21 protein-coding genes and 1 pseudogene are annotated in these 23,979 nt (G+C 71.5%); 8 read left to right on the top strand and 14 right to left on the bottom strand.

All coding sequences use genetic code 11. The annotated features are described in order from the left end of the window. The 7 genes and pseudogenes from RM555_RS27145 to RM555_RS27115 all read right to left on the bottom strand — a co-directional run. A pseudogene (locus RM555_RS27145) lies at window positions 1-280 on the bottom strand (4-hydroxy-2-oxovalerate aldolase); the annotation flags it as partial. Then, on the bottom strand, window positions 277-1,218 hold the full coding sequence (locus RM555_RS27140) for an acetaldehyde dehydrogenase (acetylating) (protein ID WP_311414390.1): 942 nt from the start codon (window positions 1,216-1,218) through the stop codon (window positions 277-279). The pseudogene RM555_RS27145 and the gene RM555_RS27140, both read right to left, overlap by 4 nt. Next, entirely contained in the window at window positions 1,215-2,009 is a 795-nt protein-coding gene (locus tag RM555_RS27135; RefSeq protein WP_311414389.1) for a 2-keto-4-pentenoate hydratase, read from the bottom strand. Before RM555_RS27135 ends, RM555_RS27140 begins: the two co-directional genes overlap by 4 nt. Window positions 2,010-2,111: 102 nt before the next feature. Further along, window positions 2,112-3,593, bottom strand: coding sequence for a 2-hydroxymuconic semialdehyde dehydrogenase (locus tag RM555_RS27130; RefSeq protein WP_311414397.1), 1,482 nt, complete (start codon window positions 3,591-3,593; stop codon window positions 2,112-2,114). A gap of 23 nt (window positions 3,594-3,616) precedes the next feature. Next, the gene (locus RM555_RS27125; protein WP_311414388.1) at window positions 3,617-4,954 is read right to left on the bottom strand and encodes an FAD-dependent oxidoreductase; all 1,338 of its coding nucleotides are present in this window, start codon (window positions 4,952-4,954) and stop codon (window positions 3,617-3,619) included. A gap of 55 nt (window positions 4,955-5,009) precedes the next feature. Further along, window positions 5,010-6,320 carry a kynureninase gene (kynU, locus tag RM555_RS27120; protein WP_311414387.1) on the bottom strand — a complete coding sequence of 437 codons (1,311 nt, stop codon included), beginning with the start codon at window positions 6,318-6,320 and terminating at the stop codon, window positions 5,010-5,012. 20 nt (window positions 6,321-6,340) lie between these two features. Then, the gene (locus RM555_RS27115; RefSeq protein WP_311414386.1) at window positions 6,341-7,240 is read right to left on the bottom strand and encodes a tryptophan 2,3-dioxygenase; all 900 of its coding nucleotides are present in this window, start codon (window positions 7,238-7,240) and stop codon (window positions 6,341-6,343) included. 179 nt (window positions 7,241-7,419) lie between these two features. On the opposite strand from RM555_RS27115, the gene RM555_RS27110 reads away from it, so the two are divergent. The 3 genes from RM555_RS27110 to RM555_RS27100 all read left to right on the top strand — a co-directional run bounded on the left by RM555_RS27110 (window position 7,420) and on the right by RM555_RS27100 (window position 9,350). After that, entirely contained in the window at window positions 7,420-7,875 is a 456-nt protein-coding gene (locus RM555_RS27110) for an Lrp/AsnC family transcriptional regulator (RefSeq protein ID WP_311414385.1), read from the top strand. 89 nt (window positions 7,876-7,964) lie between these two features. Next, complete coding sequence (locus tag RM555_RS27105; RefSeq protein ID WP_311414384.1) at window positions 7,965-8,486, top strand: hypothetical protein; 522 nt, start codon at window positions 7,965-7,967, stop codon at window positions 8,484-8,486. A 12-nt stretch (window positions 8,487-8,498) separates the two neighbouring features. Beyond that, window positions 8,499-9,350: a class F sortase gene (locus tag RM555_RS27100; protein ID WP_311414383.1), complete on the top strand. Its 852-nt coding sequence runs from the start codon at window positions 8,499-8,501 to the stop codon at window positions 9,348-9,350. Window positions 9,351-9,393: 43 nt separating this feature from the next. Here the strand turns inward: RM555_RS27100 and RM555_RS27095 are convergent, their stop codons facing one another. The 3 genes from RM555_RS27095 to RM555_RS27085 form a co-directional block, all read right to left on the bottom strand. Beyond that, window positions 9,394-9,951, bottom strand: a complete 558-nt coding sequence (locus RM555_RS27095; RefSeq protein WP_132239323.1) for an HNH endonuclease — start codon at window positions 9,949-9,951, stop codon at window positions 9,394-9,396. A gap of 961 nt (window positions 9,952-10,912) precedes the next feature. After that, window positions 10,913-11,554 carry a hypothetical protein gene (locus RM555_RS27090; protein ID WP_311414382.1) on the bottom strand — a complete coding sequence of 214 codons (642 nt, stop codon included), beginning with the start codon at window positions 11,552-11,554 and terminating at the stop codon, window positions 10,913-10,915. Between the two features lie 17 nt (window positions 11,555-11,571). Next, window positions 11,572-12,264: a papain-like cysteine protease family protein gene (locus RM555_RS27085; protein WP_311414381.1), complete on the bottom strand. Its 693-nt coding sequence runs from the start codon at window positions 12,262-12,264 to the stop codon at window positions 11,572-11,574. A 441-nt stretch (window positions 12,265-12,705) separates the two neighbouring features. Here RM555_RS27085 and RM555_RS27080 point away from each other — a divergent pair, with 441 nt between their 5' ends. The 3 genes from RM555_RS27080 (at window position 12,706) to RM555_RS27070 (ending at window position 15,911) form a co-directional block, all read left to right on the top strand. Beyond that, window positions 12,706-13,779: a mechanosensitive ion channel family protein gene (locus RM555_RS27080; protein ID WP_396888851.1), complete on the top strand. Its 1,074-nt coding sequence runs from the start codon at window positions 12,706-12,708 to the stop codon at window positions 13,777-13,779. 232 nt (window positions 13,780-14,011) lie between these two features. Beyond that, window positions 14,012-15,424: an MFS transporter gene (locus RM555_RS27075; protein WP_311414380.1), complete on the top strand. Its 1,413-nt coding sequence runs from the start codon at window positions 14,012-14,014 to the stop codon at window positions 15,422-15,424. 97 nt (window positions 15,425-15,521) lie between these two features. Further along, window positions 15,522-15,911, top strand: coding sequence for a globin (locus RM555_RS27070; protein WP_192581484.1), 390 nt, complete (start codon window positions 15,522-15,524; stop codon window positions 15,909-15,911). Between the two features lie 88 nt (window positions 15,912-15,999). On the opposite strand, the gene RM555_RS27065 is transcribed toward RM555_RS27070, so the two are convergent. The 4 genes from RM555_RS27065 to ettA form a co-directional block, all read right to left on the bottom strand. Next, window positions 16,000-16,587: a type III secretion system chaperone family protein gene (locus tag RM555_RS27065; RefSeq protein WP_311414379.1), complete on the bottom strand. Its 588-nt coding sequence runs from the start codon at window positions 16,585-16,587 to the stop codon at window positions 16,000-16,002. 149 nt (window positions 16,588-16,736) lie between these two features. After that, window positions 16,737-17,462 carry a hypothetical protein gene (locus RM555_RS27060; protein WP_396888849.1) on the bottom strand — a complete coding sequence of 242 codons (726 nt, stop codon included), beginning with the start codon at window positions 17,460-17,462 and terminating at the stop codon, window positions 16,737-16,739. Further along, on the bottom strand, window positions 17,459-17,905 hold the full coding sequence (locus tag RM555_RS27055) for an acyl-CoA thioesterase (protein WP_311414378.1): 447 nt from the start codon (window positions 17,903-17,905) through the stop codon (window positions 17,459-17,461). The genes RM555_RS27060 and RM555_RS27055 overlap by 4 nt, the downstream gene beginning before the upstream one ends. A 21-nt stretch (window positions 17,906-17,926) precedes the next feature. After that, on the bottom strand, window positions 17,927-19,603 hold the full coding sequence (gene ettA / locus RM555_RS27050; RefSeq protein WP_311414377.1) for an energy-dependent translational throttle protein EttA: 1,677 nt from the start codon (window positions 19,601-19,603) through the stop codon (window positions 17,927-17,929). A 332-nt stretch (window positions 19,604-19,935) separates the two neighbouring features. On the opposite strand from ettA, the gene RM555_RS27045 reads away from it, so the two are divergent. Further along, a complete protein-coding gene (locus tag RM555_RS27045) occupies window positions 19,936-21,336 on the top strand; it encodes an alpha,alpha-trehalose-phosphate synthase (UDP-forming) (protein WP_132239329.1) in 1,401 nt (466 codons plus the stop codon). A gap of 38 nt (window positions 21,337-21,374) precedes the next feature. After that, window positions 21,375-23,936 (top strand): trehalose-phosphatase, encoded by a 2,562-nt coding sequence (gene otsB / locus RM555_RS27040; protein ID WP_396888850.1) that lies wholly within the window; start codon window positions 21,375-21,377, stop codon window positions 23,934-23,936. Window positions 23,937-23,979 lie beyond the last annotated feature (43 nt).

Below are 23,979 nucleotides of genomic sequence, written 5' to 3'. Positions count from 1 at the left end.
AGTCGGCGATGGTGCCGATCCCGGGCAGCAGCAGCGTGGTCAGCTTCGCATTCGTCATGACTTCGGCCGCCGCCGCAATCCAGTCGGCGTCACTGGCCGCACCATGGCCATAGTTCACACTCGAACCAGCCAGCCCGTCACCATGCGCGACCTCGATCGCCGCCACCCCGGCCGCGTCCAACGCCGCCGCGATCGTGCGGACCTGCTCGACCGTGTAGCGGTGGGCCACGGCGTGCATGCCATCGCGCAACGTCACGTCCTGGATGTACAGATCAGTCACGACAGCACCCCCGAAGCGGCCCCGGAACGCACCGCCACCAGCCGCTCCGCCGTGCGCAGCGCCGCCGACGTCATGATGTCCAGATTCCCCGCGTACGCCGGCAGATAGTGGCCCGCGCCGGAGACCTCCAGAAACACCGACACCTGCAACCCGCGCAGGCGCCGACCCAACGACGGCACGTACGCATCGACCCGGTCGAACTGCACGTCCTGCTTCAGGCGGTACCCCGGCACGTACTCCTGCACCGCCGCCACCATCCCCGCCACCGAGCCGGCGATCGCCGCCCGATCGGCGTCGGCGTCCTCGCACAGGCAGTACACCGTGTCGCGCATCAACAGCGGCGGATCCGCCGGATTCAACACGATGATCGCCTTACCACGACCAGCGCCACCGACCACCTCGATCGCCCGCGCCGTCGTCTCCGTGAACTCGTCGATGTTCGCCCGCGTCCCCGGCCCCGCCGACCTCGACGCGATCGACGCCACGATCTCCCCGTACGCCACCGGCGTCACCCGACCCACGGCGGCGACGATCGGCACCGTCGCCTGCCCACCACACGTCACCATGTTCACGTTGCGCTCGCCCAGGTGCTCGTCCAGGTTCACCGGCGGCACCACATACGGACCGATCGCCGCCGGCGTCAGGTCCACCACCAGCCGACCGTGCGCGGCCAGCACCGCGTCGTTACGCCGGTGCGCGCCCGCCGACGTGGCATCGAACACCAACTCCACATCCGCGAACTCCGGCATCGCCACCAAGCCATCCACACCCTCAGCGGTCGTCGCCACACCCAGCCTGCGCGCCCGCGCCAGACCATCGGAGTCGGGATCGATGCCCACCATCGCCACCATCCGCAGCGACTCCGACAACCGCAACACCTTGATCATCAGATCGGTGCCGATGTTGCCCGACCCGATCACCGCCACACCGGTGGTCACGACGCCTCCTTGGAGAAGCAGGTGCGGACAGAGCCCAGGCCGGAGATGCGCGCCTCGTACGCCGCGCCGGGCGTCACCGGCACCATCGGGCCGAGCGCCCCGGACAGCACCACGTCCCCGGCACGCAGCGGATCCCCCGAGCGGGCCATCGTCTGCGCCAACCACTGCACCGCATGCAACGGATTACCCAGACACGCCGCCCCTGCGCCGACAGACACCGGCTCCCCGGCCTGCTCCAGGACCATCCCGCACAACCGCAGGTCCACATCCGCCAGCCGACGCGGCGTGGTGCCCAGCACGAACAGGCCGCTGGAGGCGTTGTCCGCCACCGTGTCCACGATCGAGATGTCCCACCCCGCCACCCGCGAGTCGACGATCTCGATCGCCGGCAACAGGTGGTCGACCGCCCGGATCACGTCCGCGCTCGTGATCCGCTCGTCCGGCAGATCCGCACCCAGGACGAAGGCGACCTCCGCCTCGACCCGGGGCTGGAGCAGCCGGCCCATCGGCACCTCGGCCCCGTCGGGCACCGCCATGTCGTCGAGCAGCACCCCGAAGTCCGGCTGGAAGACACCGAAGCTCTCCTGCACCGCCCGCGACGTCAGCCCGACCTTCGCGCCCACCCGCCGGTGGCCGCGCTGCAACCACTGCCGCACCTGAAGCTGCTGCACGAGGTACGCCGACGTGACGTCGCCCTCCGGCAGCAGCCGCCCGCGCAGCGGCGGACACGGCTTGCCGTTCTCCCGCGCGTCGACCAGTTCCCGGGCCGCCGCCTCGTAATCGACGCTCATGTCAGCTCCCCACTCCGCTCGCCGCCGCCGGGACACTCCGCGACACCGATGTGCTCGCCACGCCCACTGCGCCCGCGTCACCGATGCACTCGCCGCGTCCGGTCATGTCAGGTCCACGCAGACGTTGGTCAACTCGGAATAGAAGTCGAGGGAGTGCACGCCGCCCTCGCGCCCGATCCCGGACGCCTTCACCCCACCGAACGGCGTCCGCAGATCACGCAGGAACCACGTGTTCACCCACACGATCCCCGCGTCCAACCGCATACCGGCCCGATGCGCCCGACCCACGTCCCGCGTCCACACCGCCGCCGCCAACCCGTACTCCGTGCCGTTCGCCAACGCGAACGCCTCATCCTCGTCATCGAACGGGGCGACGTGCACCACCGGCCCGAAGATCTCCTCGGTATTGGTCCGCGCCCCCGCAGCCAACCCCGTCAACACCGTCGGCTGCACATACGCACCACCATCACGCGCATCACCGAAGGCCGGCACCCCACCCCCGGTCAGCACCTGCGCACCCTCACCACGGGCCACGTCGTAATAGCCCAGCACCTTGTCGCGATGCTGATGCGAGATCAGCGGCATGTTCACCGTCGCCTCGTCGGCGGGCCACCCGAACGACAGCTCACCAGCCCGCTGCGCGAGCCGCGCCGTGAACTCCTCGAACACCGGCCGCTGCACATAGATCCGCTCGGTACACAGACACACCTGACCACCATTGGTGAAACTCGACCGCACCGAGCCGGCCACCGCCGCGTCCAGGTCGGCGTCGGCGAAGACCACACCGGCGTTCTTGCCACCCAACTCGAAGGAGACCGCCTTAACACCTTCGGCCGCCGCCCTCATGATGGTGCTCCCGGTGGACGACTCACCCGTGAACGTGATCGCATCCACCCCCGGGTGGCGGGTCAGGAACTCGCCGGCCGAATCCGGCCCGAAGCCGTGCACCAGGTTGAACACGCCGTCGGGCACCCCGGCGGCGGCCATCACCTCGGCGAGCAGGGTCGCCGAGGCGGGCGTCTCCTCGCTGGGCTTCACGATCACGGCGTTGCCGCAGGCCAGCGCGGGAGCCACCTTCCAGGTGAGCAGCAGCAGCGGCAGGTTCCACGGCACGATCACCGCCACCACACCCACCGGCTTACGCACCGCGTAGTTCAGTGCCCGGCCGCCGGTCGGGGTGACCGTGGTGAAGGACTCCGTCGGCGCGGTCGCCACGATCTCCGCGAACGCACGGAAGTTCGCCGCACCACGCGGAATGTCCAACGTGCGCGCCTGCGAGATCGACTTGCCGGTGTCGGCGACCTCGGCGGTGACCAGGTCGTCGAAGCGACGCTCCAACTCGTCGGCGACCCGACGCAACACCTCGGCGCGCTCCCGCTCCCCCATCCGGCCCCACGGCCCGCGCAGCGCGGCCCGCGCGGCGGCGACGGCGTCGTCCACACACCCCTGGTCGGCCTCCACCACCTCGAAGACCGGCTCACCGGTGACCGGACTGCGCTTCGTGAACCGCCGCCCCACATCGACGAACTCACCACCGACGAAATTGCGCAGGAGCGGCGGGCCGTCGGGCGCCGTCCCGGCCATCAGCCGCGGATCCCAGGTGACGGTCATCGACGCCTCCCTCGGTTGATCGCCACGCCGACCGCGCCGGCCAGCAGCGCCACGGCGCCGGCCGCCACCGCCCCGAGCAGGCGGTGCTGCCGGCGGACCCGGCGACGCACCTCCGCGTACGGGGTGGTCGAGAAGGACACCAGCTCGTAGCGGGAGACGTACCGGCCCGGCAACACCCGCTCCAGCGCGTGCTCGACCTTCCGGCCGGCCTGGAACAGCGGCGAGGCGACCTTGTCCCGCATCTCCACGAAGTTGGCCAGCGCCATCTGCGCGATGGCCTCGGCGTTGTCCTGCCGGCGCTGCTGGAACAGCGGCAGCGCCTCGGACCAGTCGTCGACGCACTCGTCCAGGCAGCGGTCCAGCTCGACGACGTCCTCGAAGGCGCAGTTCGCGCCCTGGCCGTAGAACGGGACGATGGCGTGCGCCGCGTCGCCGAGCAGGCCGACCTTCCCGTACGCCTGCCAGGGGGTGCAGCGGACGGTGCCGAGCACGCCCACGGGGTTGTGCTGGTAGTCGTCGACGAGGCCCGGGGCGAGCGGCGGCAGGTCCGGGTAGTGCTCGGCGAAGTGCCGCTCGATGGCCGCCGGGCTGCCCAGCGAGGCGAAGCTGGCGGTGCCGTGGGTGGGCCAGAAGAGCGTGCAGGTGAAGGAGCGGTCCGGGTTCGGCAGCGCGATCATCATCGAGGTGCCGCGCGGCCAGATGTGCAGTGCCTCCGGGTCGAGGGCGAAGTCCCCGCCCAGCGGCGGGATCGTCAGCTCCTTGTAGCCGTAGTCGAGGAAGTCCACGCTCTCGGTCAGCAGCCCGTACGCCAGCAGCTGCCCGCGCACCGCGGAGCCGGCGCCGTCGGCGCCGAGGACGACCGACGCGGTGGCCGCGACCGTGCCCTGCGGGGTCTCGAAGGTCATCTCGCCGCTGGTCGGGTCGAGCCCGACGAGCCGGTGGTCGAAGGCGACCCGCACCCCGGGCAGGCTGGTGGCCGCGTCGAGCAGGGCGTTGTTCAGCGCGCCCCGGCTGATCGAGTTGATCGCCCGGTCGCCGGCGGCGCTGTACGACTGGAACTGCGCCTCGCCGTCGACGGGGTGGATCATCCGGCCGCGCATCGGCAGCCCGTCGGCCAGCACCTGCTCGTCCAGGCCGATCCGGCGCAGCGCGTCGAGGCCCCGCTCGGAGAGCGCCAGGTTGATGGAGCGTCCCCGCTCCACCGTGCCGGCGCGCGGGTCGGGCCGCCGCTCGTAGAGCGCCACCGGGTAGCCGCGCCGGGCCAGGAAGCAGGCCAGCAGGCAGCCGGCCAGGCCCGCGCCGACCACCGCGATCTCGTCCCGCTTGTCGGTCATGAGCTCATCTCCGTTCGCGACTGCGGGGCTCGCAACCCCGGCTCACTCCTCGCGCTCACCATGAGTTCACCTCCACCGTGGCGGCCAGCGACCCGGCCACCCGCCAGCAGTCGTGGAACGTGGAATAGAGCGGCACCGGGGCGAACCGGATGATGTCCGGCTCCCGGGCGTCGGCGATCACGCCGTGCTCGTGCCGCAGCCGTTTGGCCAGCCCGGCCGCGCTGCCCGCGCCGATGCGCACCGAGAGCTGGCAGCCGCGCCGCTCCGGCTCGCGGGGGGTGACCACGGTCAGCGGACGGTTCGCGGTCACCTCGTCCAGCAGTCCCGCCAGGTAGGCGGTGAGCCGGACGCTGCGCTCGCGCAGCGCGGGCATCCCGACGGAGTCGAAGAGCTCCAGTGAGGTCCGCACCGGGCCCATCGCGAAGATCGGCGGGTTGGAGATCTGCCACGCCTCGACGGTGGCCGGCGGCCGGGAGACCGGGGTCATCTCGAACCGGGTGGCCGCCTCGGTGCTCCACCAGCCCTCGAAGCGGGGCAGGTCGGGGTCGCCGAGGTGCCGCTCGTGCACGAAGACGCCGGCCAGCGCGCCGGGGCCGGAGTTCAGGTACTTGTAGGAGCACCAGGCGGCGAAGTCGACGTCCCAGTCGTGCAGGGCGAGCGGGACGTTGCCGGCGGCGTGCGCGAGGTCCCAGCCGACCACGGCCCCCGCCGCGCGGCCGGCGGCGGTGATGGCCGGGATGTCCATCAGCTCACCGGTGAGGTAGTTGACCCCGCCGAGCAGCACCAGCGCCACCGTGTCGCCCTCGGCGGCCAGGTAGGCGGTCACGTCCTCGGTGCGCAGGGTGTCCTCGCCGGCGCGCGGGCGCAGCCGGACGACCGTGGTGTCCGGGTCGAGGCCGTGGAAGCGGGCCTGGCTGCGCACGGCGTAGCTGTCCGAGGGGAAGGTGCTGTCCTCGATGACGATCCGGGTGCGCGCCCCGGCCGGCCGGTAGAAGCTGACCATCAGCAGGTGCAGGTTGACCGTCAGGGAGTTCATCACCACGACCTCCGCCGGGGCGGCGCCGACCAGTCGCGCGGCCGGCGCCGTCAGCAGCTCGTGGTACGGCAGCCAGGGGCGCTCGCCCTCCAGGTGTCCCTCGACGCCGAGGCGGCTCCACGCGTCCAGGTCGGCGGCGAGCTCGTCGCGGGTGGCCCGGGGTTGCAGGCCGAGGGAGTTGCCGGCCAGGTAGGCGGCCTCGGGGTACCGGCCGCCGTCGGCCGGCGGCACGTGGAACAGGTGGCGGTGCCCGGGATCGGCGGCGTCGAGGCGGCGCGCCTCGGCCTCACCGGCGGCGAAACCGGACGGATCGGATGCGGGGGTGGTCATGGGGTCGTCTCGCTCTCGGGTCACATCGCTGTCCGGGCCGACCACAGCTCGGGGAAGACCACCCGGGCCATGCTCCGCTGCAACCACGCCAGTCCGGCGGAGCCGCCGCTGCCCACCTTGGCGCCCATTGTGCGCTGCACCGCCTTGACGTGGTGCTGCCGCCAGTCGCCGAACTGCTCGGCCACCTCGGTCAGCGCCTCGCCCAGCATCCGCAGGTGGTTCTCCGGCCCGGGCTCGGCGTAGATGCGCACCCAGGCGGCCTCCACGGCGGCGTGCGGCTGGTGCTCGGCGTTGACGTCCCGGTCCAGCAGGTCGGCCGGAACCTCGTGGCCGTGGCGGGCCAGCAGGGCGACCACGTCGTCCCAGAGGCTCGGTGCCGCCAGGGTGGCGCGCAGCTCGGCGTACACGTCGGTCTGCCGCCGGAACGGCCGGATCAGCGTCTCGTCGCGGAGGCCGAGCAGGAACTCCAGGTGGCGGTACATCGCCGACTGGAAGCCGGAGCCCTCGCCCAGCAGGTTGCGGAACCGGTTGAAGTCGGCCGGGGTCATCCAGCGCAGCCCGTTCCAGGCCGCGTTCAGCCCCTCCAGGTGCAGCGCGGCGCGGCGCAGCGGGGCCAGCGCGTCCCACACCCGGTCGGCCCGCAGCAGCCGCTGCGTCTCGCGCAGTTCGTGGCAGGTCAGCTTGAAGTACAGCTCCATGATCTGGCTGACCATCAGGAAGGACATCTCGCCGGGGTCGTCGCTCAGCGGCTGCTGCAGCTTGTGCAGCGTGCTGGCGTGCACGTACGCGTCGTACGGCACCCGCTCGGCGAACTCCAGCGTCGGTTCGCCGCCGTTGCGGGCGGCGCGGGCCGCGCGCTGCCGCGGGGTCACCGGGCGCACCGCCGCCTTGGCGGGTACGCGCACGTCCGTCTGCTCCACCGGTGGCCTCCCTCTGCTCCGTCACCCGGGACGGCCGACGGTCGGCCGTTTTCGGGATGTCGACATGATCTCTCGGCGGAACCCCCGGATGGAATGCCGGATCAACGGCGCTCACCCCGTCTGACCTGCTACGCAGAAGGCATGAGCCGGATTCGGCTTCGAGAAAGTAAGGTCGCCTCATGGACGACATGGACTGGGCGCTGCTGCGGGAACTGCAGGCCGACGCGCGCCTCTCCTTCAGCGAACTCTCCCGACGGGTGCACCTGTCGCCGCCGGCCGTGGCCGAGCGGGTGCGCCGGCTGGAGGAGTCCGGGGTGATCACCGGCTACCACGCCCACGTCGACCTGACCCGGGCCGGCCGCACCGTGGTCGCGCTGATCCGGATGTCCTGTTACGGGGCGCGGTGCATCCTGCACGACCCGGACGTGGCGAACTGGCCCGAGATCCTGGAGATCCACCGGATCACCGGCGACGCGTGCAGCATGCTGAAGGTGGCCGCCGGGTCGATCGGTGACTTCGAGGGCGTCATCGACCGGCTCGCCCCGTACGGCCAGCCGTCCAGCACGATGGTGCTCTCCACCCCGCTGGAATGGCAGCCCGTCACCCCGCTGCCCCCCGCCGACCGGCCGCGCTGACCTGCCCCGGGTTTGCCCCCCGGCCAGCGGGAAAGCAGGCCCCTGTTGCCCGGGGAGGATTCCGGTGATCGTCACCGGAAGGGGGGATCATGCCGGTGCTCACAGCGTTCCAACGTGCCCTGACCCGCGCTCTGACCGTCTTGGGGCTGGTCGGGGCCTTCGTCCTGACGACCGTCGCACCCGCCTGGGCGGGTGAGAACACCTTCGTCGAGGTGGTGCCCAACAGCGCGCAGGCCGGCACCCGGGTCAGCATCCGGGCCGGTTGCGACAACGCCAACAACCGCCAGGCCGACGTGCACTCCGACGCCTTCGGGCGGGTGATGCTACGACCGGACAACGGCTTCCTGACCGGCCAGGTCGCCATCCCGGGCAGCAAGGAGCCCGGCGACTACCCGGTGGACCTGCGCTGCGACAACGGCAAGACCGCGACCACCACGCTCACGGTGCTGAACATGGAGCAGCCGAGCAAGGGCCCGGCCACCGGGGGCGGCGGCACCGCCGGCGTCTCGGGCACCGGCTCGATGCTGATGATCGGTGGCCTCGCGGTCGTGGCCCTTGCCGTGGGCTTCGGCTTCTTCGGCAACCGCCGCCGGACCGGGTCCGGTTCCTGACCCGCCGTCGCCATGGCCGGCTCCCTGAGGCGTACCAGGCGATCGGATCCGGGCCGGGTCCGGGCGACCACCCGGCGGGCGCTGCGGGCGTCCCGCCGGGCGGCGGCCGCGACCGCCCGCCGGCTGCGCCGGGTGGCCGGGGAGGCGGTGTCGGCGAGCGTCGCCACCACCGACCCGGCCGCCGGTCCGCTGCCCGCCCGGCCCCGGTACCGCCGGATCCCGGTCGGCCGCCGCCGGCTGGCCCCGGGGCGGGGGCCGGGCCTGCCGGTCCTGGTGATCGGGACGTTGATGGCGCTGATCGTCACGATGCTCGGCGTGGAGCGGATCGCCGGCGTGAGCGTGCTGCCGGAGCGGTTCCTCGCGGGGCTGCGACCCGCGCCGAAGAAGTTCCCGGTGCTGCCCGCCAGCCGGCCCGTCGGCATCGCCATCGACCCGATCGACGTCCGGGCGCCCGTGCACGGGGTCGGCATCGCCCCGGACGGCAGCATCGCGGTGCCGGACGCCGCCCGCGCCCAGGAGGCCGGCTGGTACGACCAGGGGCCGACCCCCGGGCAGTACGGCCCGGCGGTGATCGTCGGGCACGTCGACACGACCAGCGGGCCGGCGGTCTTCCACAGACTGCGGGACCTGGACGACGGCGACCGGATCGAGGTCGCCCGGCAGGACCGCTCGGTGGCCGTCTTCGAGGTGGACTCCGTCGAGCGCTTCGACAAGGACCGGCTGCCGGTGGACGAGGTCTTCGGCGACTTCGACCGCCCCCGGCTGCGCCTGATCACCTGCGGCGGGCGCTGGGTGGGCGGGCAGACCGGGTACGCCGACAACGTGGTGGTCTTCGCGTCCCTGGTCCGGGCGCGCACCGCCTGACCGGCCCGCCCGCGCGCCGCGTCGTGCGGGCGCGGGCGACGGGTCAGGCGGCCTCTGGCTCCCGGCTCAGGCGGCCTTCGGGCTCGCGCAGGTCGAGCCAGTCGGACCAGCGGGGGTCCGGCGCCCGGTGGCCGAGCACCCGCCAGGCGGTGCCCTTCGGGGCCGCCGGCAGCGCGTGCAGCCGCCAGCCCAGCTCGGCCGGCGTCTTGTCGCCCTTGGTGTGGTTGCACCGGGCGCAGGCCGCGACGACGTTCTCCCAGGCGTGCCGGCCGCCCCGGCTGCGCGGGAAGACGTGGTCGATGGTCTCGGCCGGACCCCGGCAGTAGGCGCACCGCCAGCCGTCCCGGGCGAAGATGGCGCGGCGGGAGAGCCCGACGTGGGTGCGGTAGGGCACGCGTACGAAGCGGGTGAGACGGACGACCGACGGCACCGGCAGCGCGTCGCGGGCGCTGTGCAGGATGCCGTCGCCGTCGGCGACGCAGACCGCCTTCGCGGAGAGCACGAGAATGGCGGCGCGGCGCACCGACACGACACACAGCGGCTCGTAGGTGGCGTTGAGGACCAGCGCACCGGAGCCCACCGTGGGTCGTATGTCAGGCATCGCGTTCACCCTCCCGGTTCAGCGGCCCCCTGCTCGCCACCGCCGACCGGAAACGGGCGCAGTCGCCCACCACGGCCGACGCCGGCCGGATCACCGACGTCCGTGCGCCCATCGTCCCTGATCGGCTCCCGGATTGCACGCACTAATGTGACAAGCCAAGTGAGCATCACCCGGAAACGGGCAGATCTGGCCCCTGAGCAGGGCGGGGCCCTCAGCGACTCTCGACGTTTTACACCCGTTTTCGATCTCACGTTGTGCCGGACCTCTGCCCGACGATCTTGCTTATGCATTGAAGTTGATAAGATTGATCAAGCCAAGTCAAGATCACTGGAGTGCCTGACGTGAAGAGGCAAGCCCCCTCGAAACGCTGATGTCAAGATCCGCTAGCCCCGCTGGTCGCGGTCGCACTCCGCCTGCCCCTAGCGTGCTGCTGTGGGCGTGGTTCAGAACAGCGGAAGCGTACGTCTGCGCAAGATCGAACGCCCCCGAGGCGTCTAGTGGTTGGATCTCCAGCAGGTCCTTCAGGACCGTGACGGGACGTGGCTGCGGAGCCGGCCGGTTCACCATGGGGTGCTCCGCACGACAGTGGCACTCTTCCGGTACCCGTCGTGGTGTTGCTCGCGGCGCGGATGACGCCAAGCTCGCACGCTCCACGGCCGAAGATCGCGCCAGGGCACTCCGACGCCGGGACGAGCCCAGCCGGCTCCACCCCGGCGCACCCGTCGTGTCCACCGCCGCGCACGTCCGGTCGAGGCTGGCGCCAGAACTGCTCGTGCTCCCGGCGGTGATCGCCGCCGGCCCGGCTGCTCGCAGCCGTGTCCATGCCTCTCCAATACCGCGCCGCGTGCGCCGGGACGTGACCGGCCGCCAGGCCGCATGCGCGGACCGGAGCTGACGCGGCGGCGGGCCGCAAGCGGCCCGCCGCTTGACCAGGTGAAGGAAATCCGAACACACGCTCCAGCTAACGACCCGGTAGACCCGGGTTCCTATTTCTACCTGCCGGCGGCTGTGGCGTTCGTGGGCCGTCTCCGGGGCTGGGGACTCGGCGGGCTCTGTAATCGCGGGCCGCAGCGATGAGTTCCCGGAAGAACACGGATGGTGGTGTGATCTTGCCTTCGTTTCCGATTGGGGAGGGTGCTAGCGGTATGAGCAGGTCGGTGTGGGGCGAGTGCAGCCACAGGGCCATCTGGTAGAGCTCCGGGATCCGCAGGAGTCGCAGGTCGAACCCGGCCGCTTCGAGCTGCGGCAGGGCCCGCGCGGCTTTGATCGCGGTGGCAGTGGCTCCCACCGATGAGCTTCGGTAGAAACTCGGCGGGAAGGTGCGTTCCGGCGTCTCGGAGACTTCGGCGCCGGCGATCACGTTGCCGCCGGACTCCAGCAGGAAGCGCCACCCTACCGGCTGCGCCCGCTCCAGACCGCCATCGGCCTCGATATCGTCGGGTGCCAGGACGAACACCTGGTGCGGGGTGGACACCTCCACGTCTTCCGGGGCGACCTCGCCCAGCAGTTTCGGACCGCCCCCGCCAGCCCTGGCGACATCGCCGAGCTTGGAGCGCGCTTCCTCCCGGATCCGACCCGGCGGCTCAGGCATGTTCAACGGCATTGCGAACCTCTCTTGGGCTAGTTTCTCCGAGTCTTGAAAGTTCGGTTCCATGTGCCGTTCACGCCGCCTGGATACCCGCCGAAAAGCGTGTCCCATTCGACCCAGAGGATGGGGCTGTCTTCCAAGCCGTCGTGCTGCCCTCCCGTGTCCTCCCAGGGGTCATGCACGAATACGTGTACCAGTTCGTTGCTGCCTGCTCGGTAGCTGTACCCCCAGATGTTGACGATGTGGCCGCTGAGCCCACCGCGCCAGCCTATGTTCATGACGATCGGGCGTCCGGCGTCTATCTCCGCCTTGACCTCTTCCTTCGTCAACGCGTTGAACCTTTTGAGCTCACCCCAGGTGATGGTGTTGGTGTCACGGGAGAACTTGTCAGGGTCTTCACCGGCGGGAACCGGAACATCGTGCCCGGCCACTCGCAGCGCCGCCTCGTCCGGCCAGTGGCCGTTGTTGCAGTCCCAGGGGCCGCCGTCAGGCGCACAACAGTCGTACGTCGGCTGATCAGGGTGTTGTGCGTGCCATTCAGCAAAGATCTGGTCCATCACCGGGGTGGCGAGCTGGCACTGGGTAAAACGCTCTGCGGCGGCGTAGTAGTTCGCGACGCTGACCGTCGTCGCGTTCCAGCACCAGTTGGTCTTCTTTTGGAATTGCATCCAAGACGAATACGGGCCGATGAACTTGACCATCACGTCCGTGTCCAGCTGTGGCATACGTCGTCCCTTCGCTGCGCCGGTTGTGCCGTCGCCGGGGTTTCGGGGTTCTGACGGTAGAGCGCGGAAAGAGGGTAGTCAATACATCACAGACAGTGGCCGGATTACGGGCGAAGCCCACATCGGACAAATCGCCGGGCGATTGTCCTAGATCCGATACAACGTCAAGCGTCAAGTAAAGAGGTTCTGTCACAGTTACTGCAAAGGGCTCCGTAGGCCCACGGCCTACCTGCGACCGCCTCCGACAAGGGTCTCAGCGAGAATCTTTGCAGCGGCGTTAACCTTGTGCACTTTCTCCGCGGATTGTGGCGGGCACCGAAGTGGGTGCCAACCGAGAATGAGGTACTCAAGGTTATTGCGGTGGCACCTGAGGCACGGCGCCGTGACCCCGGGCCGCCGGGCGAAGTCACGCCGCGGAGGGTCGGCGGGATCCGGCCCCGCCTGGTGGGGTACGAAGACAGCGTGACCGCTGTCAGCCTGACGCCGCCCGCCCTGCCCGCCGTCGAGGCGCCGGATCCGGCCCCGTCGCCGACCTGCCTGGACGACGCCCTCTGCAAGAGCGTCTACGACATGACCGGCTCGGTGTGGTTCGCCGAGGGCAGCTACTGGATCCTGCTCAAGCCGCTGCGGATCGTGATGATCCTGCTGCTGGCGGTCGCCGCCCGGTGGCTGGTGCACCGCACGATCCGCCGGCTGGTGCGCACCACCACCGACGCGGGCGTGCCGACCATGCTGCGTCCGCTGCGCGAGCGGATCCCCACCGCCGCCGTCGAGCCCGGCGAGTTCGTTCCGGAGCGGCGCCGGCAGCGGGCCGAGGCGATCGGTTCGGTGCTGCGCAGCCTGAGCACCGCGTTCATCTTCGGCATCGCGCTGCTGATGATCCTCAAGGAGTTCAGCTTCGACCTGGCCCCGCTGCTGGCCAGCGCCGGCATCGCGGGCGTGGCCCTCGGCTTCGGCGCGCAGAGCCTGGTCAAGGACCTGATCGCCGGCCTGTTCATGCTGATCGAGGACCAGTACGGCGTCGGCGACACCGTGGACCTCGGCGAGGCGACCGGCGTGGTGGAATCGGTCGGGCTGCGGGTCACCACCGTCCGCGACGGGCGGGGCGTGCTCTGGTACATCCGCAACGGCGAGATCGTCCGGGTGGGCAACAAGAGCCAGGGATGGGCACTGGTGGTGGTCGACCTGCCGATCGGCTTCGCCGGCACGGAGGAGGCCACCGCCGTGCTGCGTACCGCCGCCGCCTCGGTGGCGATCGACCCCGACCTGGCGCCGGAGATCGTCGAGGCGCCGGAGGTGCTGGGCGTCGAGCAGATGACTGTCGACGGCGCGGTGATCCGTACGGTGGTCAAGACGACCGCGGACGGGCAGTTCGCCGTCGGCCGGGAGCTGCGTCGCCGGCTCGCCGAGGCGCTGGAGAACTCCGGCATCACCGCGAAGATCGCCGCCGCCCGGTTCTACCCCGGCATGCCGGTCCCCACCCCCGGCGAGACCGGGCAGGGCGGCGCCACCTGAGGCGCCCAGAACGCCGGGCGGCGGGGGTCGCGAGCCGGGTGGCCCCTCGGGTATCGTCCGTTCGTTCAGTCGGAGATGCGACGATCAACCCCTTCGCCCTAGCCACTCGTCGGACGATCGGGCAAAATCCGGTGCAACGCGCTCCCCCGGAGCGTGATCACGTCCTCGCTGATCCGTAGATCTGACGACGGTTCCCGGGCCGTCCATCACGAGTGGCCCGCTCAGGGGAACGATGGAGGCGACGGTGCCTGACGAGCGACCATCCCCGGAAGGGCCGGCAACCTTCCGCGAGGTGTTCGCCAACCGCGAATACGGCGCCGTCTTCACGGCCAGCGCGCTCTCCTGGATCGGCGACTACATCGCCAAGGCCGCGGTCACCCTGCTGGTCTACGAGGAGACCCGGTCCGTCGCGCTCTCGGCCGCCGCCTTCGCGGTGAGCTACCTGCCCTGGCTGGTCGGCGGCCCCCTGCTCGCCACCCTCGCGGAGCGGCACCGCTACCGGCAGGTCATGGTGATCTGCGACCTCGTCCGGATGGTGCTGATGGTGTGCATCGCCATCCCCGGCGTGCCCGTCCCGATGATCCTGGCCCTGCTCTTCGCCACCACGCTGGCCAACCCACCGAGCCAGGCCGCCAAGTCGGCGCTGATCCCCCTGGTCCTCACCGGGGACCGCCTGGTGGTCGGGCTCTCGATGATCAGCAGCGTCGGCCAGGCCGCCCAGGTCGTCGGCTACCTGGCGGGCGCGGCCATCGCCGCCTTCAACCCGACCACCGCGCTCCTGGTGAACGCGGCGACCTTCGCCCTGTCGGCCGCGCTGGTCCGCTTCGGCGTGGCCGACCGACCGACGGCGATGACCGCCGCGCACCGCAGCCACCTGCTGCGGGAGACCGCGCAGGGCTTCCAGATCGTGTTCGGCACCCCGGTGCTGCGGGCCATCGCCGTGCTGGTCTTCGCCGCCATGCTCTTCTCCGTGGTGCCGGAGGGCCTCGCCGCCGCCTGGGCGAGCGAGCACGCCGGCCAGCTGGACGCCGGCGCCGCCCAGGCGATCATCATGGCGGCGAACCCCGTCGGCTTCATCCTCGGCGGCCTCGTCGTCAGCCGGGCGTTCGGGCCGGACCGCCGGCTGAGCCTGATGCGGCCGTTGGCGGTGCTCTCCCCGCTGGCCCTGGTGCCCGCCCTGCTCGACCCGCCGCCCCTGGTGGTGGCGCTGCTCGCCGCGGCCTGCGGGTTCGCCGTCGCCGGCATGCTGCCGGTGGCCAACGGGCTCTTCGTCCGGGCGCTGCCCGACGGCTTCCGGGCCCGCGCCTTCGGCGTGATGGCGACCGGCGTCCAGGTCATCCAGGGCATGGCCGTCCTGGTCACCGGGTTGCTGGCCGAGCGATACTCCATCCCGCTCGTGGTCGGGGTGTGGAGCGCCGTCGGGGTGCTGCTGATGACGCTCGCCGCCCTGCGCTGGCCGAGCCGGTCGACGATCGACGCGGCGATCGAGGCGGCTCAGCAGGCGGGCGGAGCGGCCCCCCGGCAGGCAGCCGGTCCCGCCGCCCCGGCGGGCGCGTCGGGGCGGCCCGCGGAGGAAGGGTCCGGCGGGCCGGCGGGCCGTTGGGCGGTCGCCCCGGCGAGGCGGGACGGCGGCGGCACGCGGTGACCCGACCCACAGCCGGCACCCCCCGCTGCCCCGACGTGGCACCTGGCAGGATGGAACGGTGAATGCCGCAGGTGAGTCCGACCGTCCCGGTGCGTCGATGACCCTCTTCGAAGCGGTCGGCGGCGAGCCCACTTTCCGCAAGCTGGTGGACGAGTTCTACGCCGGGGTCGCCGACGACCCGCTGCTGCGCCCCATGTATCCGGAGGAGGACCTGGGCCCGGCCGCGGACCGGTTGACCCTGTTCCTCATGCAGTACTGGGGCGGCCCCAACACGTACTCGGCGCAACGGGGGCACCCGCGGCTGCGGATGCGCCACGCGCCCTACCGGATCGGCGCCGCCGAGCGGGACGCGTGGCTGCTGCACATGCGCCGCGCCGTGGACCGGCTCGACCTGCCGCCGGAGATCGCCACCGCGCTGTGGGACTACCTGGAGCGGGCCGCCTACTTCATGGTCAACGCGATGGAGGACCCGGCGGGGCCGGCCTGACCGGGCCGCCCCTCGGGTGCCCGGCGGATGCCGGGCGCTCCCTCGGCGTTCGCACGGGCACCGGATCGCCCGGCGGGCGTCCGGCGCCTCAGAGCAGGGCGCCCTCGTCGTGCAGCCAGTCCACGAAGCTGGTGGCGACCGCCGCGCCGCAGTCGAGCATCTCGACCAGCAGCGCGTCGTGCGCCCCGGCGCCGAACGGCACCTGCAACTCCGCGTAGATCGGCAACTGGCCGCGCTCGGTCGGGTCGCCGATGTAGGCCTTGCAGAAGCGTCGGGTGTGGTTCCACTCGTTGACCACGCGGTAGGCGCGGTCGGCCCAGTCCGGCGGCACCGTCGCGTGTGGACGGGCCCGCATCACCAGGATCTCGTCCTCCGGACCCTCCAGTGTGACCAGCACGGCGTGCCGCTCCCACATGGCCAGCAGGTTGCCGTCGCCGTCGGCCAGGTAGCGCACGTCGAGCCTGTCGAGTGCGTCGCAGATGCGGCGTAGGGTGACCGGTTCGACCGTGGCGGACATGTCCGCGATCACGGCTCGCTCCGTCGGCGGGCAGTCGTCTCCCGGCTGACGTGGGGTCGGTGGTCCGACCCGGACGGTGCTCTCCACTGTGATCCCGCTCCGCCTTTCCGGGTCGCCGCCGCCGTTGGCGGGACCGGGGCGCCATGACCACCACGGCATCGCTCGCGCACCTCACTCCCCAGCGGATCCACTCGCCTACGGTGCGTTGGATCCGAGGATGGACGGTACCCGGACAGCCGAGTTGAAGCACCCCCCCAACGGCAGCCCCAGGACAGAAGAATGACCGAGGGTCAGCCGAACGGATGAATTCAGAGGGGCCGCACGGCAAGTTCGGTGGCCTTCTGCGACCATATCGCTCCGTACGGTCCCACCAGGCCGACCCATCGGCCAGCCGTTCGCACCTGGACGTCGCCCCCGCCGACCGTCCCGGCGGACCCCTCGGCGGGTCCCAGGAAGCCCATCCGGACCAACCCCTGGACCATCCGCTGGGTCACCTCGACCGGCTCGCCGGGCGGGTCCTCCGGGGTGACCACCACGGGCACGTGGTCGAGCAGCGCGTCCCGCAGCGCCCGCTGCCCCACCGCACGCCCGCCGACGCCGTGGGTGCTGGCGTCACGCAGGGCTCCCGCCGCCGCCGCCGCGATCCGCCGCAGTTCCACGCCCGGCAGCGTCTCCACCCGGCGGCTCGCCGCGGGCGGCAGCGGCCACCGCCACCGCTCGTCCCGCCGCGTCGGCAGGGCCGAACCGCCCGCCGCCAGCTCGGCCAGCAACTCGCGGGCCGGGACCGTGGCGTCGCCGGGGCCGTCGCCGGCCACCGTGCGGACGACCAGCACGCCCCACGGCAGACGCCCCCAGAGGGCCGTACGGCCCGTCGCGCCGGCCGACCTGAGCCGGACCGGCGCGTCGCCGTCCAGCCGGACGAGGCGGGCCAGGAAGGCCCCCGCGTCGGCCGCGTCGGCGATCCCGTGCCCACCGGCGACCGTCCCGCCACCACCGGCCCCCGCCGGGGCGACCGGCCCGCCGGGCGCCGTCACGCCACCCCGCCCTGCGGCGCGTACGTGAGCAGGAACGTCCGCTCCTCCGGGGTGATCCGCCGGGGCCGCTGCCGGGTCAGGTCGAACGGCACCAGCACCGAACGGGCCCGGCTGGCCAGCACGTCGCCGTCGAAGAGCTCGTAGGCGACGGTGAAGGACGCGCCCCGGATCTCCTCCACCCACAGCTCGATGCGCACGGTGGGGGCGGCCTCCGCGGTGGCCCGGCCGAGGGCGTACTCGACCGGGCGCACGTAGTCGATCTCGTGCCGACTGATCACGACGCCGTCGGCGAACGAGCCCACCCCCCACGCCCGGCCGCCGGCGAACATCAACGCCACCCGCGCCTCCTCGTAGAGGGTGAGGAAGCGCGAGTTGTTGATGTGGCCGTACGCGTCCAGGTCGGACCACCGCAGGGTGCAGTGGTAGACGAAGCGGTCGCTCATGATCGGCTGCGGTCCGCGCTCTTAGTCACGGGTCAGCTTGCGGTAGGTCACCCGGTGCGGGCGGGCCGCCTCCGCGCCGAGCCGGTCGATCTTGTTCTTCTCGTACGCCTCGAAGTTGCCCTCGAACCAGAACCACTTGGCCGGGTTCTCGTCGTCGCCCTCCCAGGCCAGGATGTGCGTGGAGACCCGGTCGAGGAACATCCGGTCGTGGGAGATGACCACGGCGCAGCCGGGGAACTCCAGCAGCGCGTTCTCCAGGCTGGAGAGGGTCTCGACGTCCAGGTCGTTGGTCGGCTCGTCGAGCAGGATCACGTTGCCGCCGATCTTCAGCGTCAGCGCCAGGTTGAGCCGGTTGCGCTCGCCGCCGGAGAGCACCTTGGTCGGCTTCTGCTGGTCCGGCCCCTTGAATCCGAACGCCGCGATGTACGCCCGCGACGGCATCTCGACCTTGCCCACCATGAGGTAGTCCAGGCCGTCGGAGACGACCTCCCAGACGCTCTTGTCGCCGTCGAGGCCCTGCCGGTTCTGGTCGACGTACGACAGCGAGACGGTGGGGCCGACCCGGACCTCGCCGCCGGTCGGCTGCTCCAGCCCGACGATGGTCTTGAACAGCGTGGTCTTGCCGACGCCGTTGGGGCCGATGATGCCGACGATGCCGTTGCGCGGCAGCGAGAACGACAGGTTGTCGATCAACAGCCGGTCGCCGAAGCCCTTGCTGAGGTTCTGCGCCTCGATCACCGTGTTGCCCAGGCGCGGGCCCGGCGGGATCTGGATCTCCTCGAAGTCGAGCTTGCGGGTCTTCTCCGCCTCGTTGGCCATCTCGTCGTAGCGGTCGAGTCGGGCCTTGGACTTGGTCTGCCGCGCCTTGGCGTTGGAGCGGACCCACTCCAGTTCCTCGGTGAGCCGCTTCTTCATCTTGGCGTCGCGGCGGCCCTCGACGGCCAGCCGGGCCGCCTTCTTCTCCAGGTAGGTGGAGTAGTTGCCCTCGTAGCCGATGGCCCGGCCGCGGTCCAGCTCCAGGATCCAGCCGGCCACCTTGTCCAGGAAGTACCGGTCGTGGGTGATCGCCATGACGGTGCCCGCGTACTTGGCCAGGTGCTGCTCCAGCCAGGAGACGCTCTCCGCGTCCAGGTGGTTGGTGGGCTCGTCGAGCAGCAGCAGGTCGGGCGCCTCCAGCAGCAGCTTGCACAGCGCCACGCGGCGGCGCTCACCACCGGAGAGCTGGGTGACGTCGGCGTCCGGCGGCGGGCAGCGCAGCGCGTCCATCGCCAGTTCGAGCTTGGAGTCGATGTCCCACGCGTCGAGGTGGTCCAGCTCCTCCTGGAGCCGGCCCATCTCCTCCATCAGCTCGTCGGAGTAGTCGGTGGCCATCTGCTCGGCGATCTTGTTGAACCGCTCCAGCTTGGCCTTGGTCTCGGCGACCGCCTCCTCGACGTTGCCGAGCACGGTCTTGGCGTCGTTGAGCGGGGGCTCCTGGGCGAGCATGCCGACGGTGTAGCCGGGCATGAGCCGGGCCTCGCCGTTGCTCGGCTTGTCCAGCCCTGCCATGATCTTGAGGAGGCTGGACTTGCCGGCGCCGTTGGGGCCGACCACACCGATCTTGGCCCCCGGCAGGAAGCTCAGCGTCACGTTGTCGAGCACGACCTTGTCGCCGTGCGCCTTGCGCGCCTTTTCCAGGACGTAGATGTACTGGGCCACGGTGCGGGCTACCTCCGTAGGGTTGCGACTGGGGTCGGCGGGCGCGGGCGCGGGCTTCGACCTCCGCCCGCCGCCGCCGGCCGGTGGCCGGCCGCACGCACGCCATCCTCAATCCTGACAGGTACGCGGCGTCGCGCCCACATCACCCCGCCCCCGACGCTCCGGACCCGTCGTGCCACCCCTGCTTCCGAGCAGGGGTATCGACAAGATCACCCCGAGGGTTGGACCATCGTGGGAAGGGTAGGTGACTCCGGCACGGGGCCCCAGAAGCCGCAGCTACGCTCAGTACGCTCATTCGCGGTTGACCCGTCAGCACCCGGAGGTGGCCGAACGTGACCGTCCGCAGCTCCTTTGTCGTAGTGGCGAACCGGCTACCCGTCGACGAGGTGAGCACCCCCGAAGGACGGCAGTGGCGTCGCAGCCCCGGGGGGCTGGTGACCGCACTGCACCCCGTCCTCGCCGAGCACCAGGGCACCTGGGTCGGCTGGGCCGGTGGCACCGGCGCCGCCCCCGAGCCCTTCGACCTGGAGGGCATCCGGCTGCACCCGGTGCCGCTGAGCGCGGAGGAGCTGGAGCGCTACTACGAGGGCCAGTCCAACGCGACGATCTGGCCGCTCTACCACGACGCCGTGGAGACGCCCGCCTACAAGCGCCGCTGGCGCGAGGCGTACCGCCTGGTCAACGCCCGCTTCGCGGAGGCCGCGGCGGAGGTCGCGGCCGAGGGGGCGACGGTCTGGGTGCAGGACTACCAGCTCCAGCTCGTGCCGGCGATGCTCCGCGAGCTGCGGCCCGACCTGCGGATCGGCTTCTTCCTGCACATCCCGTTCCCGCCGATCGAGCTGTTCATGCAGATGCCGTTCCGCACCGAGATCCTGCGCGGCCTGCTCGGCGCCGACCTGGTCGGCTTCCAGCAGCGCCTCGCCGCGCAGAACTTCGTCCGGCTGGCCCGGCACCTGCTCGGGCTGCGCTACGAGGGTCAGATGATCCAGGTCGACGGGCGCCAGGTGAAGGCCGGCGCGTTCCCGATCTCCATCGACACGAAGGAGATGGAGCGGCTGGCCGCCGACCCGGCGATCCAGGCCCGGGCGAAGGAGATCCGCGAGGAGCTGGGCAACCCGAAGACGATCATCCTGGGCGTCGACCGGCTCGACTACACCAAGGGCATCGAGTTGCGGCTCAAGGCCTTCCGCGAACTGCTGGCTGACGGAAAGTTGACAGTTCCCGACGCGGTCATGGTGCAGGTCGCCACGCCCAGCCGTGAGCGCGTGGAGCACTACCAGGCACTACGCGTGAAGGTGGAGCGCGAGGTCGGCCGGATTAATGGCGAATTCGGCAGGGTCGGCGTGCCGGCGGTGCATTATCTGCATCAGTCGTACAGTCGCACTGAACTCGCCGCGATGTACGCCGCCGCCGACGTGATGATGGTGACCCCGCTGCGAGACGGAATGAATCTGGTAGCCAAGGAGTACGTCGCATCGCGCGCCGACCAGGGCGGTGCACTCGTGCTCAGCGAGTTCGCCGGCGCCGCCACCGAGCTGCGTCAGGCGTTCCTGTGTAACCCGCACGACCCTGACGCGGTCAAGGACGCCCTGCTGAGGGCCGTGCATGTCGAGAAGCCGGAGGCACGCCGCAGAATGCGGACAATGCAACGCCATCTTCGCACCCACGACGTGGGGCACTGGGCGAAGTCCTTCCTCACCGAGCTCGGTGTGCCTCAATCGGAGGACGCGTGAACGCCGCCAGCGAGATCGTCACCCCGGCGGCCGGCACGATGGACCCGGAACTGCGGGCGGCCATCGGCCGCATCGCCCGGGTACCCCAGCTCCTGATCGCCTGCGACTACGACGGCACCCTGGCGCCGATCGTGGAGGACCCGAGCAAGGCCGTGCCGCTGCCGGAGTCGGTGGCGGCCGTCCGGGCGCTGGCCGCCCTGCCCCAGACCACCGTGGCGGTGGTCTCCGGGCGGGCCCTGCGCGACCTGGCCGCCCTCTCCCGGCTGCCCAGCGAGGTCCACCTCGTCGGCAGCCACGGCTCCGAGTTCGACATCGGCTTCGTCGAGCGGCTCTCCCCCGAGCTGATCGCGGTCCGCACCCGGCTGCGCGACGCCCTGCGCGAGATCGCCTCGGCCCACCCGGGCATCCGGCTGGAGCGCAAGCCGGCGAGCGTCGCGGTGCACACCCGCGGGGTGGCGCCCGAGATCGCGGCTGCCGCCATCGAGGCGGTCCGCAGCGGCCCCGCCACCTGGGACGACGTCACGGTCACCCAGGGCAAGGAGGTCATCGAGCTGTCGGTGGTCGCCACGCACAAGGGCACGGCCGTCGACCAGCTGCGCACCCAGCTCTCCGCCAGCGCGGTGCTCTTCATCGGCGACGACGTCACCGACGAGAACGCCTTCGGCAACCTGCACGGGCCGGACGTCGGCATCAAGATCGGCCCCGGCGACACCCGGGCCGGCTACCGGGTCGCCGAGCCGATCGAGGCCGCCCGCGCCCTCGGCCTGCTGCTGGAGACCCGGCGGCACTGGCTCTTCGGCGAGCGCGCGGTCCCCATCGAGCGGCACTCGATGCTGGCCAACGGGCGGACCGTGGCCCTGCTCACCCCCGAGGCCAAGGTCACCTGGCTCTGCCACCCCAAGCCGGACTCGGCGGCGATCTTCGCCGACCTGGTCGGCGGCAGCCCCGCCGGGCACTTCAGCGTTGCCCCGGAACGCGGCGGCATCCCGCTCGGGCAGCGCTACCGCTCGGGGACGATGACCGTCGAGACCCGGTGGTCGGGCCTGACCGTCACCGACTGGCTGGACAAGCCGGCCAGGGAGACCACGCCCGACGGCCCGGCCGTCGTGACCGGCGACTCGACAATGGTCCGGGTGCTCACCGGCTCGGGCCGGGCCCGGCTGGAGTTCGCGCCCCGGCCCGAGTTCGGCCAGGTCGCGGTGCAGTTGCAGCCGATCGGCGACGGCCTGCTGGTGCTCGGCTCCAACGAGCCGGTCGCGCTCTACTCGCCCGGGGTCGAGTGGCAGGTCACCAACGACGGCGGCTACGAGACGGCCAAGGCGGTAGTCGACCTCTCCGCCGCCGGCGGGCAGGTCGTGCTGGAGCTGCGCTTCGGCACGCACAGCCTGGAACACCACCGGATGTCGGTCCACGAGCGGCAGGCCCTGGCCGAGCAGCCCTGGAAGGACTGGGTGGCCACCCTGCGGCTGCCGAGCACCGCCCGCGACCTGGTGGTCCGCAGCGCGCTGACCCTGCGCGGGCTCTGCCACGAGGCCACCGGCTCGATCCTGGCCGCCGCGACCACCTCGCTGCCGGAGGAGCTGGGCGGCGTCCGCAACTGGGACTACCGCTACTGCTGGCTGCGGGACGCGGCGATGACCGCGCGGTCCCTGGTCGACCTGGGCTCGATCGAGGAGGCCGAGGCGCTGCTGCGCTGGGTCGACGGGTGCATCGAGCGCACCGGCGGGCACCCGGAACGGCTGCACCCGCTCTACACGGTGGACGGCTACGAGCTGGGCGCCGAGGCGGTCATCGACACCCTGCCCGGTTACGCCGGCTCCCGGCCGGTCCGGGTCGGCAACCTCGCCAACCACCAGCTCCAGCTCGACGTCTTCGGACCGATCGCGGACCTGATCGCGGCCGTGGCCGACGCCCGCGGCTCCGTCCGCGAGGACGAGTGGCGGGTGCTCGACAACATGGTCGAGGCGGTCCGCCGCCGCTGGCACGAGCCCGACCACGGCATCTGGGAGGCCCGCCTCCCCCCGCGGCACCACATCTTCTCGAAGGTGATGTGCTGGATGACCGTCGACCGGGCGCTGCACGTGATGCGCCAGCACGGCGGCGAGGACCGGCCGGAGTGGGTGGAGCTGCGCGACCGCATCGGCGCCAACGTGCTGGAGTACGGCTGGCACGAGACCGTCGAGGCCTACAGCGTGGCGTACGGGGACGAGGAGATGGACGCCTCGTCGCTGTGGATCGGGCTCTCCGGCCTGCTCCCCGGCGACGACCCGCGCTTCCTCTCCACCGTCCTGCGGATCGAGGCGGACCTGCGCAGCGGCCCGGTCGTCTACCGCTACCACTGGGACGACGGCCTGCCCGGGCGGGAGGGCGGCTTCCACATCTGCACGGCGTGGCTGATCGAGGCGTACCTGCGCACCGGGCGGCGTACCGACGCCGAGGAGCTGTTCTCGCAGATGGTGGACACCGCCGGCCCGACCGGCCTGCTGCCCGAGCAGTACGACCCGATGGCCGAGCGCGGGCTGGGCAACCACCCGCAGGCCTACAGCCACCTCGGCCTGATCCGCTGCGCCCTGCTGCTGGACAACATGCTCAAGCAGTGACCTGACGGACGCGCGACGGCGGCCGGGGACTGTGTCTCCGGCC

The organism is Micromonospora reichwaldensis (assembly GCF_031845925.1).
Classification (GTDB): Bacteria; Actinomycetota; Actinomycetes; order Mycobacteriales; family Micromonosporaceae; genus Micromonospora; species Micromonospora reichwaldensis.
The sequence above is the reverse complement of the archived record's forward strand: the minus strand, read 5'-3'. Positions and strand labels throughout refer to the sequence as shown.